Below are 21,230 nucleotides of genomic sequence, written 5' to 3'. Positions count from 1 at the left end.
GTAGTTAAAACCTTATAACTAAGCACCAAGCTTACTCCAATCGCGCGGTATACACCCCTGTCACTCTGGAGACAATCCATGCATCTGCCCGGCCTGAATTTCGACCTCGACGAAGAACTCGATATGCTGCGCGACACCGTGCGCCAATTTTCCGAAAAAGAGATTGCTCCCTTAGCCCATGATGTGGATAGAAGTGATCAATTCCCGATGGGGCTTTGGCCCAAACTGGGTAAGTTAGGCGTATTGGGCTTGACGGTTAGCGAAGAATATGGCGGCAGCAACATGGGCTATTTGGCGCACATGATTGCCATGGAGGAAATTTCACGTGCGAGTGCTTCAATAGGGCTGTCATATGGAGCGCACTCTAATTTATGCGTGAATCAGCTGTTCAGAAATGGCACCGCCGAGCAAAAGGCCAGGTATCTGCCTGATCTGATCTCAGGAACCGCAATCGGTGCCCTGGCCATGAGCGAAACCGGGGCCGGCTCCGATGTCGTCAGCATGCGCCTGCGCGCCGAAAAACAGGGTGATCACTATGTACTTAACGGCCACAAGATGTGGATCACTAACGGCCCCGATGCCGACACCCTGATTGTGTATGCCAAAACCGAGCCTGAAGCAAAACAGCATGGCATCACCGCGTTTATCGTTGAAAAAGGCTTTGCCGGTTTTTCAGTAGCGCAAAAGCTCGACAAGCTAGGCATGCGAGGTAGCCACACCGGTGAGCTGGTATTTGAAGACTGCAAGGTCCCCGAAGCAAACATTCTGGGCAAACTCAACGGCGGCGTACGCGTGCTAATGAGCGGCCTGGATTACGAGCGGGCGGTACTCGCAGGCGGGCCTCTAGGCATCATGCAAGCGGTAATGGACGTTGTGATCCCTTATGTCCACGACCGCAAGCAGTTCGGCCAGGCCATCGGCGAATTCCAGTTAATTCAAGCGAAAATAGCTGATTTGTACACCACGCACCAGGCAAGCCGGGCGCTCTGTTATAGCGTTGCAAAAACGCTGGATAAACACTCAGGCAACCACCAGCGCAGTGTGCGTAAAGACTGCGCAGCGGCCATTTTGTACAGCGCCGAAAAAGCCACCTGGATGGCCGGTGAAGCCATCCAGATTCTGGGGGCAACGGCTACATTAACGATTACAGTACAGGACGTCTGTGGCGTGATGCCAAACTTTACGAAATTGGTGCCGGAACCAGCGAAATTCGACGTATGCTCATCGGACGCGAATTGTTCAACGAAACGGCTTAAGGTAAATATCCTGACATGCCTTTGCATTTGTCCGACTCTCCCAGCATTGTGCCCCTGCCTCTGAGCGGGCCGTCGGCACAAGACATTGCCCGAACTATCATTGACGGCTTTAATCGTCACTACGCCTTGTTTCGCTATAGTGCACAACGAGCAAAAGTACTGTTCGAGTCGGGTAACTGGCATGGCATTCAACAACTTTCCCGGGAGCGCATCGAATACTACGATATTCGTGTACGCGAATGCGCTGCGGTGCTGGCTGCAGCACTAAAAGGCAGCCGCATCGCCGCCAGCCCTTTCGACGATACCAGACAGAACGAACTCGACGATCACCAACGGCTCTTTTGGCATCAAGTTAAAAAGGATGTGATCGAATTGCTGCGTACACACCCGCAGCCAGAATGTGCCGAAACATTTTTTAATTCAGTATCGTGCCGAGTCCTGCACCGCAACTATTTCAACAACGATTTTTTGTTCGTACGACCTGCCATTGCTACCGACTACCTGGGTGGCAGCCGGCCCTCGTATCGAACCTACTATCCCACAACACATGGCTTGATGCCCGCGCTGCAGCAGATGATCGCCGACTTCGGGCTCGCAGCGCCCTTTGCCGACCTGCCCACTGATGTTCGCCGCCTGGCCCGACGGATTATCACTACCTTGCGCAAGCGCTTATCCGATGACCCCGGCCATCGCATTGGATCCGACTGCCAGTTTCACGTTTTGCATTCCCTGTTCTTCAGGAATAAAGGTGCCTATATTGTGGGGCGCTTTATCAACCATGGCAGCATTTATCCCTTTGCCATCGCACTGACACACAGCGTAGCAGGCGAAGTAGAAATTGATGCGCTTCTTGATAGCAGTGACGACATCAGTACCTTATTCAGCTTTACCCGGGCTTATTTTCTGGTCGATATGGAAACTCCCTCGGCTTTCGTCAGCTTTTTGAACTCGTTATTGCCCCGTAAATCCAAAGCCGAGTTCTACAACGCCATTGGCTTGCAAAAGCAGGGAAAAACGCTGTTTTACCGTGACTTTCTGTACCACTTAAGCCATTCCAGTGATCTGTTCGAACTTTCCCCAGGTATTGAAGGCATGGTGATGTGTGTGTTCACCTTGCCCTCCTATCCTTATGTGTTCAAGGTGATTCGTGACCACATACGCAAAGATGGCATGGATCACGCCACCGTCAAAAGCCGCTACCTGCTGGTCAAAAAACACGATAGGGCTGGCCGAATGGCCGACACCTGGGAGTATTCCCAGGTCGCCTTGCCCAAACAACGGTTTTCCGACTCGCTGCTAAATGAGCTGCGCCGGGAAATTCCTAGCCTGATCGAGGAAAACGAGCACACCATTGTGTTGCGCCATGTTTATATCGAACGCCGCATGCTGCCCTTGAATATTTACTTAAGCCGCTCCGGCGACAAGGCGGTTGCCTCAGCCATCCGGCAATACGGAGATGCGATCCGCGAACTGGCCGCCAACAATATTTTCCCTGGTGACATGCTCTATAAGAACTTCGGCATCACCCGGCTGGGCCGCCTGGTTTTTTACGATTACGATGAAATACAGCGCATGACCGAAATGACGTTTCGCCGTATTCCACCCGCCCCCAACGAAGAGGCGGAAATGGCAAGCGAGCCGTGGTATCCCGTCGCTAAAAATGATGTGTTTCCCGAAGAGTTTCAATGGTTCTTATTGGGCAACCCCCAAATACGCAAAGCATTCCTGAAACATCATGCTGATCTACTTGATGCTGCGTGGTGGAATCAATGCCGTGAGCGTGTTGCACAAGGTCGCCTGGAGAACATTTATCCCTATCACGTGTCAAAGCGATTATCCGCTCGTCGGCTAAGCTCTGACGCCTAACTTCTTCTTATTTATGTAGGAGCTTTACCCATGTCAGATCCTGTAGTAATCGTTTCTGTTGCTCGCACCCCGATGGGGGCCATGCTAGGAAGTTTGTCATCACAGGCCGCCCACCAGCTGGGTGCTGTTGCCATTAAGGCTGCTGTCGAGCGTGCAGGTCTTAAGCCCGACCAAATTGATGAAGTCATCATGGGCAATGTCCTGCAGGCGGGTCAAGGGCAGGCTCCAGCCCGTCAGGCCACCCTGGGCGCAGGTCTGCCTCAGAAAGTCGGCGCCACGACCGTGCATAAAGTATGTGGCTCTGGCATGAAGGCCGCCATGTTTGCGCACGACATGATCCTGGGCGGCAGCGCTGACATCATCGTGGCTGGTGGCCAGGAGAGCATGAGCAAGGCCCCCTATCTGCTTTTGCGTGGCCGTGAAGGGTATCGCTATGGTCATTCAACGGTATACGACCACATGGCGCTCGATGGCCTTGAGGACGCCTACCAAAGCAACACTCCCATGGGCGTATTTGCCGAAAACTGTGCCGACAAATACAGTTTCAGTCGTGAGGAGCAAGACGCCTTCGCCCTGGAGTCCCTGCGCCGCGCTCGTGCTGCGACTGAAGATGGCAGCTTTAAGTTTGAAATCGCTCCCGTTACCATCGCGGGCCGCAAAGGCGATACCGTAGTCGATACCGACGAGTCCCCGCAAAAAGCCATGCCCGAAAAAATTCCTGGCTTGCGCCCGGCATTTAAAAAAGACGGCACAGTTACCGCAGCCAATGCCTCTTCCATTTCTGACGGCGCAGCGGCTTTGGTATTAATGCGCGCTTCCAAAGCCAAAGAACTCGGCTGCCAGCCATTGGCCAAAATTGTGGCCCATACTGGACATTCACACGAGCCCGAATGGTTTACTACGGCTCCTGTTGGCGCCGTCAGGAAACTGCTGGAAAAAGCGGGATGGAGCATCGAAGACGTCGATCTTTTCGAAATTAACGAAGCCTTTGCCGTGGTCACCATGGCCGCGATGAAAGACCTCAACATCCCTCACGAAAAAGTTAACGTGCACGGTGGTGCCACCGCCCTGGGCCATCCTATCGGTGCATCGGGTGCGCGCTTGATCGCTACTCTTGTGGCGGCACTGAAGCAAAAAACCTTAAGAAAGGCGTTGCCACCTTATGCATAGGTGGCGGGGAAGCCGTAGCCATGGCAGTCGAAATGTTGTAGTTGCCAAAGGCTGTACGTGCCACTTACCCGGCGGGTATTCCCGCTGGGCCTTAAAACCAAAAAGGTGCCAGCACGCTCATGTCTCAAATACACTCTACGATTCAAACCCGCTCAGCTGGTTTCGCTGAAAATGCCAGCGCCATGCAAGAACAGGTCGCGGCCCTGCGAGATCATCTGAAACGCTATGCCCAGGGTGGCAGCGAATCTGCCAAGCAACGCCATACTGATCGCGGAAAACTTCTGCCCCGCGAACGCGTGCAACGCCTGCTTGACACCGGCAGTCCCTTCCTCGAGCTCTCGCCCCTGGCGGCCTGCAACATCTACGGCAACGAAGCCCCCGGGGCAGGAATCATCACCGGTATTGGACGCATAGCCGGTATCGAATGCATGGTCATCTGCAACGACGCCACGGTTAAAGGGGGCACCTACTACCCCTTAACCGTCAAAAAACACTTGCGCGCCCAGGAAATTGCGCAGCAAAACCGCCTGCCCTGCGTCTATCTGGTGGATTCCGGCGGTGCCAACTTACCGAATCAAGATGAAGTCTTTGCAGACCGGGACCACTTCGGCCGCATTTTTTATAATCAGGCACAGATGTCTGCCTTGGCTATTGCCCAGATCGCGGTGGTAATGGGCTCCTGCACGGCGGGGGCGCCTATGTGCCAGCCATGAGCGACGAATCCATCATCGTGCGTAACCAGGGCACCATATTTTTAGCCGGCCCCCCTTTGGTCAAGGCGGCCACTGGCGAAATCGTCAGTGCAGAAGACCTGGGCGGCGGCGATGTGCACACCCGCTTGTCCGGCGTCGCTGATCACCTGGCCGAGAACGACGACCACGCGCTGCAATTGGCACGCGAAGCGGTAGGCAGGTTAACTCATGAAAAAATCTGGCCGTGGCCGCTGCGCGATGCCATTGAGCCTATCTATTCTCCCCAAGAGCTGAACGGTATCGTTCCTGCCGATTCACGCAAATCCTACGATGTGCGTGAAATTATCGCCCGCATTGTTGATGGTTCAAATTTTGAAGAGTTCAAAGCCCGTTTTGGAACGACCCTGGTAACAGGCTTTGCCCACCTGCATGGTATGCCGGTGGGCATTATCGCTAATAACGGTATTCTGTTTTCTGAGGCGGCCCAAAAGGGCACGCACTTTATTGAACTTTGCTGCCAGCGCAAGATTCCGCTGATTTTTCTGCAGAATATCAGCGGCTTCATGGTAGGCCGCAAATACGAGAACGAAGGCATCGCACGTCATGGCGCCAAAATGGTAACCGCCGTGTCTACCGCAGCTGTGCCCAAGATAACCCTGATTATTGGCGGCTCATTTGGGGCGGGTAATTACGGCATGTGCGGACGCGCATTTGGACCACGCTTTTTGTTCATGTGGCCAAATGCCCGTATTTCCGTCATGGGCGGAGAACAGGCCGCCAGTGTGCTCTCTACCCTTAAACGCGACAATCTCGAAGCGGCAGGCGAAACCTGGTCTGAGGAAGACGAAGAGGCCTTCAAAACACCCATTCGGCAGCAATACGAAAACGAAGGACATCCCTTTTATGCTACGGCAAGGCTCTGGGACGACGGCATCATTGAGCCCACCGACTCACGCCGCGTATTGGCGCTGGCCTTGTCTGCCGCATTGAACGCACCCATAGCCGAGACGCGTTTCGGCCTCTTCCGCATGTAAGGCCAAGGGGATAATTATGTTCCACACAATCTTGATCGCCAACCGGGGCGAAATCGCCTGCCGCATCATTTCGACCTGCAAACAGCTGGGCATACGGAGTGTCGCCGTGTTTTCAGACGTGGACGCCAGCGCCCTGCATGTGCAACTGGCCGACGAGGCCGTGAATATAGGTGAAGCCGAACCCGAAAAGAGCTATTTAAACATCAGCGCTATTATTCAGGCCGCCAAAGCCACTGGCGCGCAGGCCATACACCCAGGCTATGGCTTTCTGGCAGAAAGTGAAGCCTTCGCCCTGGCCTGCGCCGAATCCCAGTTGGTGTTTATTGGCCCTCCCGCAAGTGCCATCGCTGCAATGGGTAATAAGTCAGCGGCAAAGGCACTGATGGAAGAAGCAGGTGTGCCCCTGGTACCCGGCTATCACGGTAACGAGCAACACCCTGATTTCCTTTCCCGGGCAGCTGTTGAAATTGGCTTTCCCGTGCTGATTAAAGCCAGCTCAGGAGGCGGTGGCAAAGGCATGCGTATTGTTGAGGATGTGGACACCTTTAACGATGCTTTATTGTCGTGTCAACGCGAAGCACAAAGCAGTTTTGGCAATGATCACGTCTTACTCGAGCGCTACCTTGCCAAACCTCGCCATATTGAAATACAGGTGTTCGCCGATGAGCATGGCAATATCGTGCACTTGCACGAGCGCGACTGTTCGGTTCAGCGCCGCCACCAGAAAGTTATCGAAGAGGCTCCTGCACCAGGAATCTCGCACACCCAACGTGAGGCCATGGGGGCCGCCGCTATTGCCGCTGCACGCGCCGTCAACTACGTAGGAGCAGGCACCGTCGAGTTCATCTGCGAATCGGACGGCAGTTTTTATTTCATGGAAATGAATACACGCCTGCAGGTTGAACATCCGGTGACTGAGCAAATTACCGGTCTGGATCTGGTCGAGTGGCAATTGCGCGTAGCCGCCGGTTTTCCCCTGCCCCTGACTCAAAAGCAAATCGCGGTAAACGGCCACGCTTTCGAGGCACGTATTTATGCCGAAAACCCCGATAATCAGTTTTTGCCTTCTATCGGCATGATTCGCCAACTGGTTTTTCCACTTCATGAACGCTTTACTCATGGCGAGGTGCGTGTTGACAGCGGCATACGCGAGGGCGATGTTATCAGCCCTTTTTACGACCCCATGATCGCCAAGCTTATTGTTCATGGCCCCGACAGGGACAGTGCCCTGGCAGCGCTGTCCAATGCCTTGGGCCAAACCCATATTCAAGGTCTGCATACAAATGTACGTTTTTTGCAGCGGCTGGCGAACGACACCGCTTTTGCTGAGGCTGACCTCGACACCGGGCTGATTGCCCGTCGCGAAAGCCAGCTGTTTCCAGATACACCTAAACTTACTCCAGAAGCTCTGGCTATCGCCGCCCTCACCCGTCTGGCTGAACAGGGCTTCTACAGCAATCAGCACACTGAAAGCTGGGTGGAAGACCCTTGGGACAACACAGATGGCTGGCGTTTAAGCGGCCGCTGGAAGCAGCAACTGCAGTTTTCCGCCGGTGATCAGTCGTATCCGGTCACGCTTCATCATCAAGACGGGCGCTGGCAGTGCGAAGACCGTCCCTTGCAATGGCAAACTCACCTCACTACTTATGGGTACCTGATCCACTTGCAGTTAGCCCAACATCTGCTCAACGCGCGGGTCTATGTCGACCATCATCAGTACCATTTCGAATTGCTGGATAAACACTACGAACTGACCTTCGATGATCCCGTGCAGCAATCGCATCACCACCGTGAAACAGAGACTGGCAGCCTCACGGCGCCTATGCCTGGCAAGGTATTATCTATCGCCATCAAGGCTGGCGATGTGGTGAAAAGTGGACAAATACTTCTGATTTTGGAAGCCATGAAAATGGAACACGCCATTCAATCGCCGCATGAAGGCCGCGTAGCCGAGCTTTTCTACAGTGTCGGCGATCAGGTAGACGAGGGAGCAGAGCTTTTAGCCCTTGAACAGACGGAGAAATAGCTATTTGCCCCGACACTGATTTCAGCGTAAAGTTGATCTGGAGGTTACCGCTCATCCGAGCCTTTTCGTAATTTTTTGGACGGCGACCCATACTTATGTTTGATATTTTGGTTTACCTGTTTGAAACCTATTACACCCCTCAGGCCTGCCCTAAGGCCGACATACTGGCTCATAAGTTAGCCGCAATAGGTTTCGAAGACGACGAGATCAACGACGCCCTTAGCTGGTTACATGGGCTGCGTGAATCTTCAGAGCAACATCAACCCATATTGCCTCAGCGCGAAAGTACCAGTCAGCGTATTTTTACCGATCAGGAATACCGTCTGATCGGGCAAGAAGCCACGGGTTTTATTCGTTTTCTTGAGAACTCAGGTGTGTTGCCCCCGCTCTGCGGGAAGTGATTATCGAACGGGCACAGGCTATAGACGAATCGCCTGTACCCATCGAAAAAATCAAAATTGTTGCACTCATGGTTTTATGGAGTCACGATGCCGAAATCGATCACCTTATTTTCGAAGAACTGATCACGGACGATAACGACAGATTGTGTCACTAACTCTTCATTTGCCATAAAAAAGCCAAGCGTAAATTGCTTGGCTTTTTTACGTCACGGTATAGCGTGCCCTTGTTCATCTAGCAATGACCGCAATAGGGCTACTCCCTTGGTATCTACAGCAAATTCACCATATTTGGCGTTCTCGTAAAGCTGCGCCTGCCCTTCTGCAAAAAACCAGGCATTTGTACCCGGTGTCCAGCCCAAACTGCCCTGCCGCACTCGCATGCGCACCAGGTTTTCCTGATGTATAGAGTCGGGTTTCTGCAGACTCCAATGGCTAGCTTCACGCTCATCGCCCTGGGCTGCCTCGTATAACCAAAAAATATTTTCTGATGAGCTGGAGGTCTGTATGCCACGCACCTTCCATGCCACCGTATCGTCATCAGCTTCCAGCCACAGCCACAAATGGCCCTGCTTGTACTCGGAAGCCAGCTTCTTATCGTACAACCCTTGAGATACCACCGCGCTGATTTGGTAACGCAGCGCCATATAGTCACCCTGCATCAATGACCGGGGATCAACGGGCGCTAATTCAAGTACGACACGTTGTCCCTCGCGCAAGAGGCGCTCTTTAGACCAAATATCAACGTTAGCCACACCAAGACAAATAATTAACCCAACGGCCAAGCCGTAATGACGATAACGGACACCACGGACCGTCGCCGTCGCGTTTTCACTACCGCTCAACAAAGGCGCCGGCTTAGGCAACAGCACCACGATGATCAATAACCACAGGCCGGTTACTCCAAGCATCAGCGCCTTTTGATTGAGGCTCAGTTCAACTGAGTAATAGAGCAGGCTCAGGGCAACCAGCACAGCCAGACCTGCCAACACTCTCATCGCCTTATTTCGCCATAAAAATGCGAGAAACCCCCAGGCCAATGCCAGTGTCAACAACGGAAAACCGGTCCAGGCCACACTCGCGACAAATACCGTCGCTACAGCTATGGCGCTGACACGGCTGGCAGCATGGGAGCGCTTCAAACTAAAGCACAAGGCTAAAGCGGGCAGCAACATCAACAGGATCGACGAAATATGCCATTGAATTTCCCATCCGCCCCCGTCACTCACAATCAATAAGCTGGGTAATTGTGAAACTGCTATAAAACTGGCAAAGAAACTCACCCACATGGCGGGTGCCCAAAACTCGTAATAACGCTTATGCTGGTGCGCCACACCCGCCAGCACCAACGCCAACACGGTAAACATCACTGCATAAAGCTCAATGGCGAAGGGAAGAGACGAGAAGTCACCCTCAAACCAAAAGACGCGTGTATGGGCAACCAGTAGCCACGCAAAAATGTGGCCTACAGTCCAGAGACTGCTTAAAATCCGCATGGGCCATGAGACACTGGCCACATAGAGCACAATGCCTATCAGGGCAAAGATAAAGAGCTTCAGACGGTGGACGTCAAAATCACCCGAGAAATGGCTGACCACACCAAACACCATGCCTGAAACCAAGGCTACTGCCGCCATATCCTGAAGCAGCAAGCTCTTATTTGCACGCGACAGAATCACCGACGAAATAAAACCAATGGCCATCAGGAATTCACCCATGTAGGCGGATCCGGACCAAAAATGTGCGCCCAAAAAGAAACTCAGCAAGCCACCAATAAAAACCGCGATAGCAAAGCGGAACAATCGGAGAAACCAAGGGTGGGCAACATGTGATTCTTCAACATTGCCAGCAGTGTGACCGGAATCAATGGCGCTAAGAGGAGCGTCATCAATAGTATCCGGAGCCGAATATTTTTTCGCACGCCAACGTCGACTTAATTCCCGGATAATTACGATTGCTGTTAACGAATGCAAAACTATCAGTAAAAACAAATTCTCGAACTCATACAGACCAGCATGCCCTAGCACTGCAATAGTCAATATAAATACCAAGGCATAACCCAGGCTTCCCATCAACAGGTCAAAAGAGTCTTTCCTGTACAAATACCAATACAGCACTGTGCCGCTAATTGCGGCAGCGATCGCCAAAGTCAGCACAAAGGTGGTCTCCAGCCCCACTGTAGCCAGCACAGCCATACCAGTTGCGTAGGCAGTCAACAATAAAGCCGTACGGGGAAGCACCCGGAGGCGATCCGAGAAATAAGGCCCTGCTTGCTCAGCGGTTAATAGCAACCCTGCATTCAGCAGCATCGGCCACCAGCTTTTTACTCCGTAAGACCATAAAAACGCATCAGTGCCAACGTGAATGCCTATCCACAGCGCGACGCTGACATTGAGCAATACCATCCATAGCACTGCCAAAAACAAAGAGCGGCTTGCCCAGAGCCACGGAAGGAGCACGCCGGCCCAGAGCGCAAACAATTGCCAGGGATCGGCACCCGTTTGATACGTTTGCCCAAGCAGGGCAAAAAGACCTCCAACAACGGCGCCCGCGCCCCCCATAAGCAGTACTGACGGTGAGTACTCGTGCTCCCATGCCATCGGGTTGCGCTTGCCCAGCCATACACTTATCGCGGTTAACGCCACGATCAGCACTTGAACTCCACCTATACGCCACGTTTTATCCAGATGCGACCAATTGGCAGCAATGAGGGTAATTACCGCACTGGCACACAGCAGCAAGCCCAGGACGAATCCTGCTCGCAATAAGAATTGCATCCAGGCCGTCGGTGCGGGAAAGTGGTTATTCTCAATTGAAGTAGACATGATGGAGAGCGTAATTGTTATGCATAAAAGGTCACGTTTCTTGAAGTGCTAAAGATCTGAAGAAGCCCGGAAAATCTCTTTCTGCCAAAGCAGGCCTTGTCCTGACCAAGGGTGACAGATCCAGGCAAGAACGAAGTAACTCATCGTTGCCAGGCCAACCTGCCTCTATACTTTGCGCATAAGTCTGCTATCGTAAAGCACGAAAACCCGAAACTGCCTATGACCTGAAACGAGTACAACTTTAAAACTTGCTACAGTGCTAAGCTACTCGGGCCACAAAACACGCCCACTCTTGTTGCCAAGAGCGGAAATTAACCCTCTGAACTTGCATAATACGTAGCGCTGCTCGTATTATCCGCGCTACTGCTGCGGAATTGCTGTCATTGGAAACACATGAATAAAACACTCATTATTGCCGAGAAACCCTCTGTCGCACTGGATATTTCCCGTGCATTAGGGGGCTTTACCCGAGAGGGCGATTACTTCGAAAGCGAAGATTACGTACTGGCATCCAGCATTGGGCACCTGTTGAGCCTTATTGCGCCTAACGACCCCAAGCGTGGCAAATGGAGTTTTACTCATCTTCCGGTCATCCCCCGCAATTTGAACTGAACCCCACCGACAAGCGCTCAACGGAGCGCCTGAAGCTGTTGATGAAGTTACTAAAGCGCAAAGATGTAGACCGCATCATTAACGCTTGTGATGCCGGGCGTGAGGGCGAACTGATTTTCCGCTACATCGTGCAATACGCAGGGGTAAAGAAGCCCATTAAGCGCTTGTGGCTACGTTCCATGACTCAGGATGCCATCCGCGAGGCCTTCGCTAATCTGCGTGACGACAGCGATCTTAAACCGCTGGAAGCAGCAGCCCGCTCACGCGCTGAAGCCGACTGGCTTGTAGGCATTAACGGCACTCGTGCGATGACCGCCTTCAACAGCAAAGACGGAGGCTTTTTCAAAACACCCGTAGGCCGTGTACAGACCCCTACCCTGGCGATTGTATCCGCTCGTGAAGAAGCCATCCGGAGTTTTAAGTCGCGCGACTACTGGGAAGTTCACGCCACCTTCGTCGCCGCTGCAGGCCTGTATACAGGCCGATGGTTCGACCCTGAGTTCAAAAAAGACGAGTCCGACAACGAAAAGCGTGATTCACGCTTGTGGTCTGAGACAGCCGCCAAGACTATTGTGTCTGCCTGCCGCGATAAGCCTGGCGTGGTCAGTGAAGAATCCAAACCCTCCACACAGCAGTCACCCGCCTTGTTCGACCTTACGTCGCTGCAGCGTGAAGCCAACTCGCGCTTTGGCTTTTCAGCCAAAACCACCCTGTCTCTGGCCCAAACGCTGTACGAGCGCCATAAAGCCTTAACGTACCCACGTACCGACTCTCGCTATTTGCCTGAAGATTACGTGCCTACCGTCAAGGACACCATGCGTGCCCTGGCTGAAGCCGGTACGCCAGCCTCCAGCAGCGTGCAGCCATTCGCCAGGCAAGTGGTTGAAAACCAGTGGGTTAAGGCGACTCGCCGCGTTTTTGATAACAAAAAGGTTTCTGATCACTTTGCAATCATTCCTACCTTGCAAGTTCCTCGCGAACTAAGCGATGCCGAATTTAAAATTTACGAGCTCGTCACGCGGCGCTTTTTAGCTATTTTCTTTCCGGCGGCCGAATTCCGTGTCACTACCCGCATTACAAAAGTAACGGGCAACTTATTCAAAACTGACGGTAAAGTGTTGGTTAATCCCGGATGGCTCGCCATTTATGGGCGCGAGGCTCAAGGTACTGATGATAACCTGGTGGCCGTGAAGCCCAACGAAGACGTCCTGACTGAAGACATAGAAGCCCGTCCCTTAGCGACCAAGCCTCCGGCGCGATACACCGAAGCTACTTTGCTTTCAGCCATGGAAGGGGCAGGCAAACTGATCGACGATGAATCGCTGCGTGAAGCCATGTCCGAGCGTGGTCTGGGTACACCAGCCACCCGCGCTTCGATTATCGAGGGCTTGCTTAACGAGGCCTACCTGCGTCGTGAAGGCCGTGAACTGGTACCCAGCGCCAAGGCTCGTCAGCTCATGACGCTGCTCTCGGGCCTGGGGGTCAACGAGCTGACCTCGCCCGAGCTTACCGGCGAATGGGAGCACCGTTTAAAACAAATCGAACAAGGTCAGCTGGGCCGCGAAGCCTTCATGACCAAAATCGAACAAATGACTCAGGTCATTGTTAAACGTGCCAAAGAATACGAACGCGACACCGTGCCCGGCGATTACGCTACATTGCAAACACCGTGTCCGGCATGCGGCAGTGTAGTCAAAGAAAACTACCGCCGTTACGCCTGCACAGCATGTGAGTTTTCCTTTGGCAAGCATCCAGGCGGACGCACCTTCGAGCTTCCTGAAGTCGAAGAGCTATTGCAGAAAAAAGAGATTGGCCCCTTAACCGGTTTCATTAGCAAAATGGGCAGGCCATTTGCCGCTATCTTGCGCATTACAGACGAAAACAAGCTTGAGTTCGATTTCGGTCAAAATGATGAAGACAGCGACGAAGAAATTGATTTTAGCGAAAAAACGCCCATCGGCCCTTGCCCCAAGTGCCAATCAAACGTTTACGATCAGGGCATCCGCTACGTTTGTGAAAAATCGGTAGGCAAAGACAAAACTTGCGATTTCCGCAGTGGCAAAGTGATTTTGCAGCAAGAAATCACTGAAGAACAAATGCGAAAGCTGCTAGTTGAAGGCAAAACCGACTTACTGGAAAACTTCGTATCCAATCGCACCAACCGCAAGTTCAAGGCCTTCCTGACGCGCGATGCGAAGGGCAAAGTCAGCTTCGAATTCGAACCCCGCCCGGCCAAGGCAGCAAAGAAAGGGGCAAAGAAAGCAACGAGCAAAACCACGGCCGCGGCCAAAAAAGCGGCCAGCAAAACCACAGCAGCCGCCAAGAAAACGGCCGCTAAAAAAGTTGCAGCCAAAAAGGCTGTTAAGAAAGTGGCCAAAAAAGCGGCAAAAACGGTCGCAGACACCAGCGACGAAACTTAAGCAGCGATTTAACTGCGCTAACCATGGCAGGCACCGTGGCCCATAGCTCAATAAAAAACGGCTTCATCATTCGATGAAGCCGTTTTTCTTTGCAGCTGAAAACGAGTTACGAATCGCTTAGAACCGCATCATCCTCCAGATACCATTTACTGGCAGCCAGCATGATTTCATGATGGCCACGTCCCGCCGGAATCATAGGAAAGCAATTTTCCTGAGCCTCAACCACCACATCTAAAAAGTAAGGGGCATCTGAGTTCAGGCATTCAGCCAATGCCGCATCAAGCTGGTCCGGGTGGCTAACCTGAGCCGCCTGCCAGCCAAAAGCCTTGGCCAAGGCCACGAAATCAGGAAGTGACTCGTTGTAGCTGTGGCTGTAGCGTCCGCCGTGGATCAGTTCCTGCCATTGGCGCACCATCCCCATATAGCCGTTGTTGCACAGCACAACTTTAATCGGTGTACGGTGCTGTGTGGCAGTAGCCAGCTCTTGGATATTCATCAATACCGAGGCATCACCACTTACGCAAATTACCGGTTTGTCAGGATGGGCGATTTGTGCGCCGATCGCAGCTGGAATCCCATACCCCATCGTGCCCGCGCCACCTGAGGTCAACCAGCGCATCGGGCGATCAAAACGCAAGTACTGCGCTGCCCACATCTGGTGCTGGCCCACATCGGTAGACACAATCGCGTCTTGGTCCGCAAGGGCATGGTTTAGGCGATCAAGCAGATGCTGAGGCAAAATGCGTTCAGCATCCGGCCTGTAACCCAAGGAGTCTTGCTCACGCCATGTCTGTATAAGTGACCACCACGGCTGCAAGGCTTCAACATCGCGGGTATACCTGGCCAAAGCCTCGGCGAGTGCTCCGAGTATGGCTCCGCAATCACCCACTAAAGAAATTTGTGTCTCGACGACTTTGCCTATGGATTTAGGGTCGATATCAATATGTATTTTCTTGGCATGCGGAGCAAAATCACTGATACGGCCTGTAATGCGATCATCGAACCGGGCGCCTACACAAACAATGACATCCGCATTGTGCATGGCCAGATTTGCCTCCAGCGTACCGTGCATGCCTAACATGCCAATAAACTGGGGCTCAGAAGCAGGGAAAGCCCCCAAGCCCATTAAGGTAAGGGTACAGGGTGCCGCGCTGCGTTTTACTAATTGTGTGAAGCGCTGGCAGGCTTGCTCACCCGAATTAATCAGACCACCACCGCCATAAAACACAGGCTGTTTTGCATCCGCAATAAGCGCAGCTGCCTGCTCGATTGCAGCCATAGGCAAGGGGGCGTCAGCCTTTGCAGCAGAGGCCACATAGCGTTGTTCAGGCGCACGGCCCAAGCTAAGCTGCACGTCTTTAGGCACATCCAACAGCACTGGCCCAGGACGCCCCTGGCTGGCCTGCTGATAGGCTTGATAAACCGAATCGTGGACGTCATCTACATGTTGTATTTGCGCATTCCATTTGGTTACGGGACGCGATATGCCCACCGCATCGCACTCTTGGAAGGCATCCGTACCAATAGCTGTGGTGGCAACCTGTCCGCTAATGCACAGAATCGGTATAGAGTCGCACAGCGCATCCAGCAGGCCGCTGGTGGTATTCGCCATGCCAGGGCCCGACGTGACCAGTACCACGCCTACTTTACCCGTTGTACGGGCATAGCCTTCGGCAGCATGCACCGCCCCTTGCTCGTGGCGCACCAATACGTGACGAATTCGTGGCTCGGCGTGCAACGCATCATACAGCGGCAAGACCGCACCACCCGGATAGCCAAAAATGGTATCCACCCCTAGTTCGACTAAGGCATCAAGTAAATTTTGTGCACCATTGCGATGCTCGGTATTCTCAGACATAGACATCGGACTCATTTTGCGTAAGATAGTTAGCTTACCCTAAAAAGTTTCATATTCCTCTCACAAGGTTAATTCCACTTCATGGCACTTAATGCTCACCCCTGGCACGAATTAAAGCAATCATCCTTACATGGCACTGGCGTCTTTGCGGCCAGGCACATTCCAGCGGGCACTTACATCATGGAATACGAGGGTAAGCGCATTAGTGCTCAGGCCGCCGATGAAATGGAACCTTCTGACCCGAACGATCCCTATCACACCTTCTTCTTTTCCTTAACCAACGGAAAGATCATTGACGGTGGAAACGGTGGAAATGACTCCAGGTTTATCAACCATTCCTGTGAGCCTAACTGCGAGGGTCATGAAAACGCCCAGGGCACACGCGTTTATATCGTTGCCTTGCGCAATATTGATGAAGGTGAAGAACTGCTATACGACTACGCGCTGACCATTGACGATGAGATCACAGCCACCCTGAAAAGCCAGTATGCCTGCCTGTGCGGTGCAGAATCATGTCGTGGCACAATGCTGGCCTTGCCCGATGCCGAAGCCTCTGAAGACGCTGATATAGAAAAGGTCAGCAGCGACGAGTGCGAAAAGAAGCAGGCAAAACGCTTGCGCAAGCTAAAAAAGCGCATGCGTAAACTTGAAAAGAAAATCGATCGGCTTATCGACTTGCTGGATGACCCCAAACGTTAGACTAGTATCAGATGTCCAAAGTTCACTGCGAACTTAGCTTCAAGGCAGGGCGCAAGCGCCCTTGCCTTGAGCTTTGATTTATTGAAACGCGGTCTCGATAAAGCTGCGCAGTTTTCGTGAATGCAAGCGTTCAGCCGGCATCTCGCGAACCAGCTCGAGGGCACGTATTCCGATATGCAGATGCTGGCCTACCTGCTTGCTATAAAAAGAGTTCGCCATTCCCGGTAGCTTAAGTTCGCCGTGCAACGGTTTATCCGAAACGCACAATAAGGTGCCATACGGCACACGAAACCTGAAGCCATTGGCCGCAATGGTAGCGGACTCCATATCGAGTGCAATGGCGCGCGACTGCGACAAGCGCTGCACCGGCTCGTGATGGTCGCGAAGTTCCCAGTTGCGGTTATCAATGGAAGCCACCGTACCCGTACGCATGATTTTCTTGAGTTCCCAACCAGACAGGCCCGCGACCTCTGCCACAGCCTGCTCAAGAGGAACCTGAATTTCGGCCAGAGGTGGAATGGGTACCCACAGCGGCAAGTCATCATCCAACACATGATCCTGGCGTACATAACCATGGGCCAGGACGTAATCGCCGAGACGCTGCGTGGTACGTAAGCCAGCACAATGGCCCAGCATGATCCAGGCAGAAGGGCGCAGCACCGCAACGTGATCGGTAATGGTTTTAGCGTTTGATGGCCCCACGCCAATGTTGATCAGCGTAATGCCGCTGTGATTTCCCCGCACCAAATGGTAGGAAGGCATTTGGGGGGTACGAGACGCTCTGACGCCTTCGGTGATACCGCCTTTACGCGTGAGCATATTGCCCGGTTCGACCAAAGCCGTGTATTCGCTACCTTCTTGCTCGAGCTCCAGTTGTGCCCATTTACAAAACTCGTCCACATAAAACTGGTAGTTGGTAAACAGCACAAAGTTTTGGAAATACTCGGGGCGGGTCGCCGTGTAATGCTGCAGGCGGTGCAAGGAGTAGTCGATACGAGGTGCAGTAAAAGGGGCCAGGGGCCGTGCCTCACCATGAGGCGCAACCCAGGTTCCGTTCACGATGGCATCATCCATGTGCTCGAGATTGGGAACATCAAAATGGTCACGTAAGGTGTCTCCTGGCGATTCCGGGTAGACGGCCTCTACGGAATGACCATCACCCAGGCAAAAATGCAAAGGGATAGGCAGGCTGGACTCACCGATTTCGACCGGTACACCATGGTTTTTTAGCAGTAAACGAATTTGCTCACGTAAATAGTCAAAATAAAGCTCGGGCTGCGTGACGGTAGTCGCGTAGGTTCCGGGCTCAACCACATGACCGTAGGATAATCGGCTATCTACTTCCTGGTGAGTATGTACACGAATACGTATCGCCGGATAGCACGCACGATAACGCACCTTGGGCTCAAAGCCGTCACGCAGGCACGCTTTGAACTGCTCACGAATAAAAGTCGTGTTGCGGTTATAGATCTCAACCAGGCGTTGAGTTGCTGCTACCTCATCATTAAACCCCTCGTAGGCAATTGAGGGAGGTAGTCTAAGGTTTTGTACCGAGTTCTCAGATTCAAGCATAGTTATCTACGCAATGACAAAAGACTAGTGTAGACCGCTCATATGACAAATCAAGTGGGTGTATATGTCCGGCAGTAGAACGCTTTACGGGGATCCCCTATAAAAACATCGCAATCACAGGTATAGTCTTATACAAGACAGGAAGGTCTTATAGAAGACAACGTAGACATTCGTACCGCAACCCGCTGCGGGTTTCATACTGGAATTCACACTTTCTGGCGTTATTGCTGCAAATTTATTGGCGAACGATTAGGTGAAGGCATCCATGACTCAATGGCCCCATCCCTGCAAAAAGCGTTTACGACCCATAAATGGGTCATTTCTCCAACGCTCAAGCCAATACTTCCAGTACCGAATACTCTTATAAAAAGTACGTACTGCTTTCTACCGTGCTCCCGCACTGCGAGGCACACCCCTCTACGTTTTATGCGCTGCGTACCTCCAGCGCCCAAAACTTCGCACCTCAAAGCTTGCTATCAAGCCACCTCACCTCTGCGGGGTGACGGCTTGCGGCTGCCTTCCAACACCATCGCGCAAGGTCAATTGCGCCCGATCTACTTTTAACTATTGGCAATGGTAATTATGACTAAACGTATTTCTTGCGAGCGACTACAAGTTGCCGAACTACTTCATCAGTTCATCGAAAACGAAGCTCTCCCTGGAACAGGCGTAGACTCCAAAACTTTTTGGACTGGCGTAGACAAACTGGTTCACGACCTGGCGCCACGTAACCGCGAGCTGCTGGCCGAACGCGACCGTTTGCAAAAAGAGCTGGATAACTGGCACGGTGCCAATCCCGGCCCCATCAAAGACATGGAAGCCTATAAAAGCTTCTTGAAAGAAATCGGCTACTTACAAGACGCGCCTGAGTCTGTAACGGTAAACACAACGAACGTCGACACTGAAATTACCGAGCAGGGCGGTCCACAGCTGGTGGTACCGATCATGAACGCTCGTTACGCGTTAAACGCAGCAAACGCACGCTGGGGCAGCTTATATAACGCTCTTTATGGCACCGATGCGATTTCAGACGAAGGTGGTGCAGAAGCAGGCGGTGCCTACAACCCCGTACGCGGCGCTAAAGTTATTGCCTTTGCACGCAAGTTTCTCGATGATGCCATTCCGCTAACGGCAGGTTCGCACGTAGACTCAAGCAAATACGCCATTGTTAATGGTGCATTGGAAGTCAGCCTGAAAGATGGCAGTAAAACAACCGTTGCTGATTCATCCACCGTATTGGGCTACCGTGGCGATGCGGCTGCACCCGAAGCCATCATCTTTGGCCACAACGGTTTGCACTTCGAAATTCAAATCGATGCTAACCATGACATCGGCAAAACAGATGCAGCCGGCATCAAAGACATCTTGCTTGAATCCGCGCTTACCACCATCATGGACTGCGAAGATTCCATCGCAGCTGTAGACGCTGCCGATAAAGTCCTGGCCTACCGCAACTGGCTTGGGCTGATCAAAGGCGACCTTACTGAAGAAATCGCTAAAGACGGGCGCGTGTTTACACGTAAGCTCAACGCAGATCGCAGCTACACCGACCTGCAAGGTAACGAAAAAATATTGGGTGGCCGTTCACTGATGTTCGCTCGTAACGTTGGTCACCTGATGACTAACTCCGCCATTCTGGACGAAGCTGGCCGTGAAGTACCTGAAGGCATACTCGATGCAGTACTTACCAGCTTGATCTCCATGCGTGATCTTGAGCTAAAGAAAAACTCTCGCACAGGCTCCATCTACATTGTTAAGCCAAAAATGCATGGCCCTGACGAAGTCGCTTTTGCCAACGAGCTATTCACCCGTGTTGAAGATATCCTGAGTATTCCCCGCAATACCTTGAAAATGGGTGTAATGGACGAAGAGCGCCGTACAAGCGTTAACCTAAAGGCGTGTATCGCCGCCGCCAGCGAGCGCGTGGTCTTCATCAACACCGGTTTCCTTGACCGCACTGGCGACGAAATTCACACCATCATGCAAGCCGGACCCGTTGTCCGTAAAGGCGAAATGAAAAACCAGAAATGGTTGCCTGCCTACGAACGCAATAACGTTCAAACAGGCTTAGAGTGTGGTCTGCGTGGCCGTGCTCAAATTGGTAAAGGCATGTGGGCGATGCCTGATCTGATGGCCGACATGCTTGAGCAAAAAATCGGCCATTTGAAGGCAGGTGGAAACACCGCCTGGGTTCCTTCTCCTACAGCCGCTACGCTGCACGCATTGCACTACCACGCGGTTGATGTGCAAGAAGTACAAAAAGGCATGGAAGGTCAAAAAGTGGAAACACTGGACGACATTCTTACTATCCCCGTAGCTGAAAATACAAACTGGTCAGCCAAAGAGATCCAGGAAGAGCTCGACAACAACGTTCAGGGCATTCTGGGCTACGTTGTACGCTGGATTGATCAGGGCGTAGGCTGCTCTAAAGTGCTGGATATCCACGACGTCGGGCTGATGGAAGATCGCGCAACCCTGCGTATTTCCAGTCAGCACATCGCCAACTGGCTGTTGCACGGCATTATTTCTTCAGAACAGGTTGAAGAAACGCTGCAGCGCATGGCTGCTGTGGTTGATCAGCAAAATGCGGGCGATCCTTTATACCGCACGATGGCAGGTAATTTCGACACTTCTAAAGCATACATCGCTGCCCGTGATCTCATCGTTAAAGGTCTGGAACAGCCTAATGGCTACACAGAGCCACTGCTTCACCACTGGCGCCTGGAGCTTAAAGCTGAAGGTTAAACAAAGGTACAAGTTAACTTTATTATTTGAATAAAATTAGCTGAAACCATACGCTAG

General features: G+C 52.5%; 6 protein-coding genes and 6 pseudogenes. 9 read left to right on the top strand and 3 right to left on the bottom strand.

The genetic code is table 11. The features are described from left to right. Positions 1-78: 78 nt before the first annotated feature. From L1889_RS15315 to L1889_RS15290, 6 genes and pseudogenes are all read left to right on the top strand, one after another. A pseudogene (locus L1889_RS15315) lies at positions 79-1,256 on the top strand (isovaleryl-CoA dehydrogenase). Between the two features lie 15 nt (positions 1,257-1,271). Next, positions 1,272-3,122, top strand: a complete 1,851-nt coding sequence (gene aceK, locus L1889_RS15310) for a bifunctional isocitrate dehydrogenase kinase/phosphatase (protein ID WP_238665813.1) — start codon at positions 1,272-1,274, stop codon at positions 3,120-3,122. A 30-nt stretch (positions 3,123-3,152) separates the two neighbouring features. After that, positions 3,153-4,333, top strand: a pseudogene (locus L1889_RS15305) (acetyl-CoA C-acyltransferase). Between the two features lie 78 nt (positions 4,334-4,411). Further along, positions 4,412-6,018: pseudogene (locus L1889_RS15300) on the top strand (carboxyl transferase domain-containing protein). Positions 6,019-6,034: 16 nt separating this feature from the next. Continuing rightward, positions 6,035-8,044, top strand: a complete 2,010-nt coding sequence (locus L1889_RS15295; RefSeq protein ID WP_238665812.1) for an acetyl/propionyl/methylcrotonyl-CoA carboxylase subunit alpha — start codon at positions 6,035-6,037, stop codon at positions 8,042-8,044. Positions 8,045-8,139: 95 nt separating this feature from the next. Continuing rightward, positions 8,140-8,600: pseudogene (locus L1889_RS15290) on the top strand (Smg family protein). A gap of 51 nt (positions 8,601-8,651) precedes the next feature. On the opposite strand, the gene L1889_RS15285 reads toward L1889_RS15290, so the two are convergent. Beyond that, positions 8,652-11,267 carry a GDYXXLXY domain-containing protein gene (locus L1889_RS15285; protein ID WP_238665811.1) on the bottom strand — a complete coding sequence of 872 codons (2,616 nt, stop codon included), beginning with the start codon at positions 11,265-11,267 and terminating at the stop codon, positions 8,652-8,654. 393 nt (positions 11,268-11,660) lie between these two features. Between L1889_RS15285 and L1889_RS15280 the strand changes: the two are divergent. Beyond that, a pseudogene (locus L1889_RS15280) lies at positions 11,661-14,299 on the top strand (DNA topoisomerase III). Between the two features lie 106 nt (positions 14,300-14,405). Here L1889_RS15280 and ilvB read toward each other — a convergent pair. Then, positions 14,406-16,163: a biosynthetic-type acetolactate synthase large subunit gene (gene ilvB / locus L1889_RS15275; RefSeq protein ID WP_372871693.1), complete on the bottom strand. Its 1,758-nt coding sequence runs from the start codon at positions 16,161-16,163 to the stop codon at positions 14,406-14,408. Positions 16,164-16,238: 75 nt separating this feature from the next. On the opposite strand from ilvB, the pseudogene L1889_RS15270 reads away from it, so the two are divergent. After that, a pseudogene (locus tag L1889_RS15270) lies at positions 16,239-16,733 on the top strand (SET domain-containing protein); the annotation flags it as partial. A 201-nt stretch (positions 16,734-16,934) separates the two neighbouring features. Here the strand turns inward: L1889_RS15270 and L1889_RS15265 are convergent. Continuing rightward, positions 16,935-18,428 (bottom strand): AMP nucleosidase, encoded by a 1,494-nt coding sequence (locus tag L1889_RS15265; RefSeq protein ID WP_238665808.1) that lies wholly within the window; start codon positions 18,426-18,428, stop codon positions 16,935-16,937. A gap of 582 nt (positions 18,429-19,010) precedes the next feature. On the opposite strand from L1889_RS15265, the gene L1889_RS15260 reads away from it, so the two are divergent. Then, a complete protein-coding gene (locus tag L1889_RS15260) occupies positions 19,011-21,173 on the top strand; it encodes a malate synthase G (RefSeq protein ID WP_238665807.1) in 2,163 nt (720 codons plus the stop codon). Positions 21,174-21,230: the final 57 nt, after the last annotated feature.

The organism is Paenalcaligenes niemegkensis (genome assembly GCF_022230885.1).
GTDB classification, from domain to species: domain Bacteria; phylum Pseudomonadota; class Gammaproteobacteria; order Burkholderiales; family Burkholderiaceae_B; genus Paenalcaligenes; species Paenalcaligenes niemegkensis.
The sequence above is the reverse complement of the archived record's forward strand: the minus strand, read 5'-3'. Positions and strand labels throughout refer to the sequence as shown.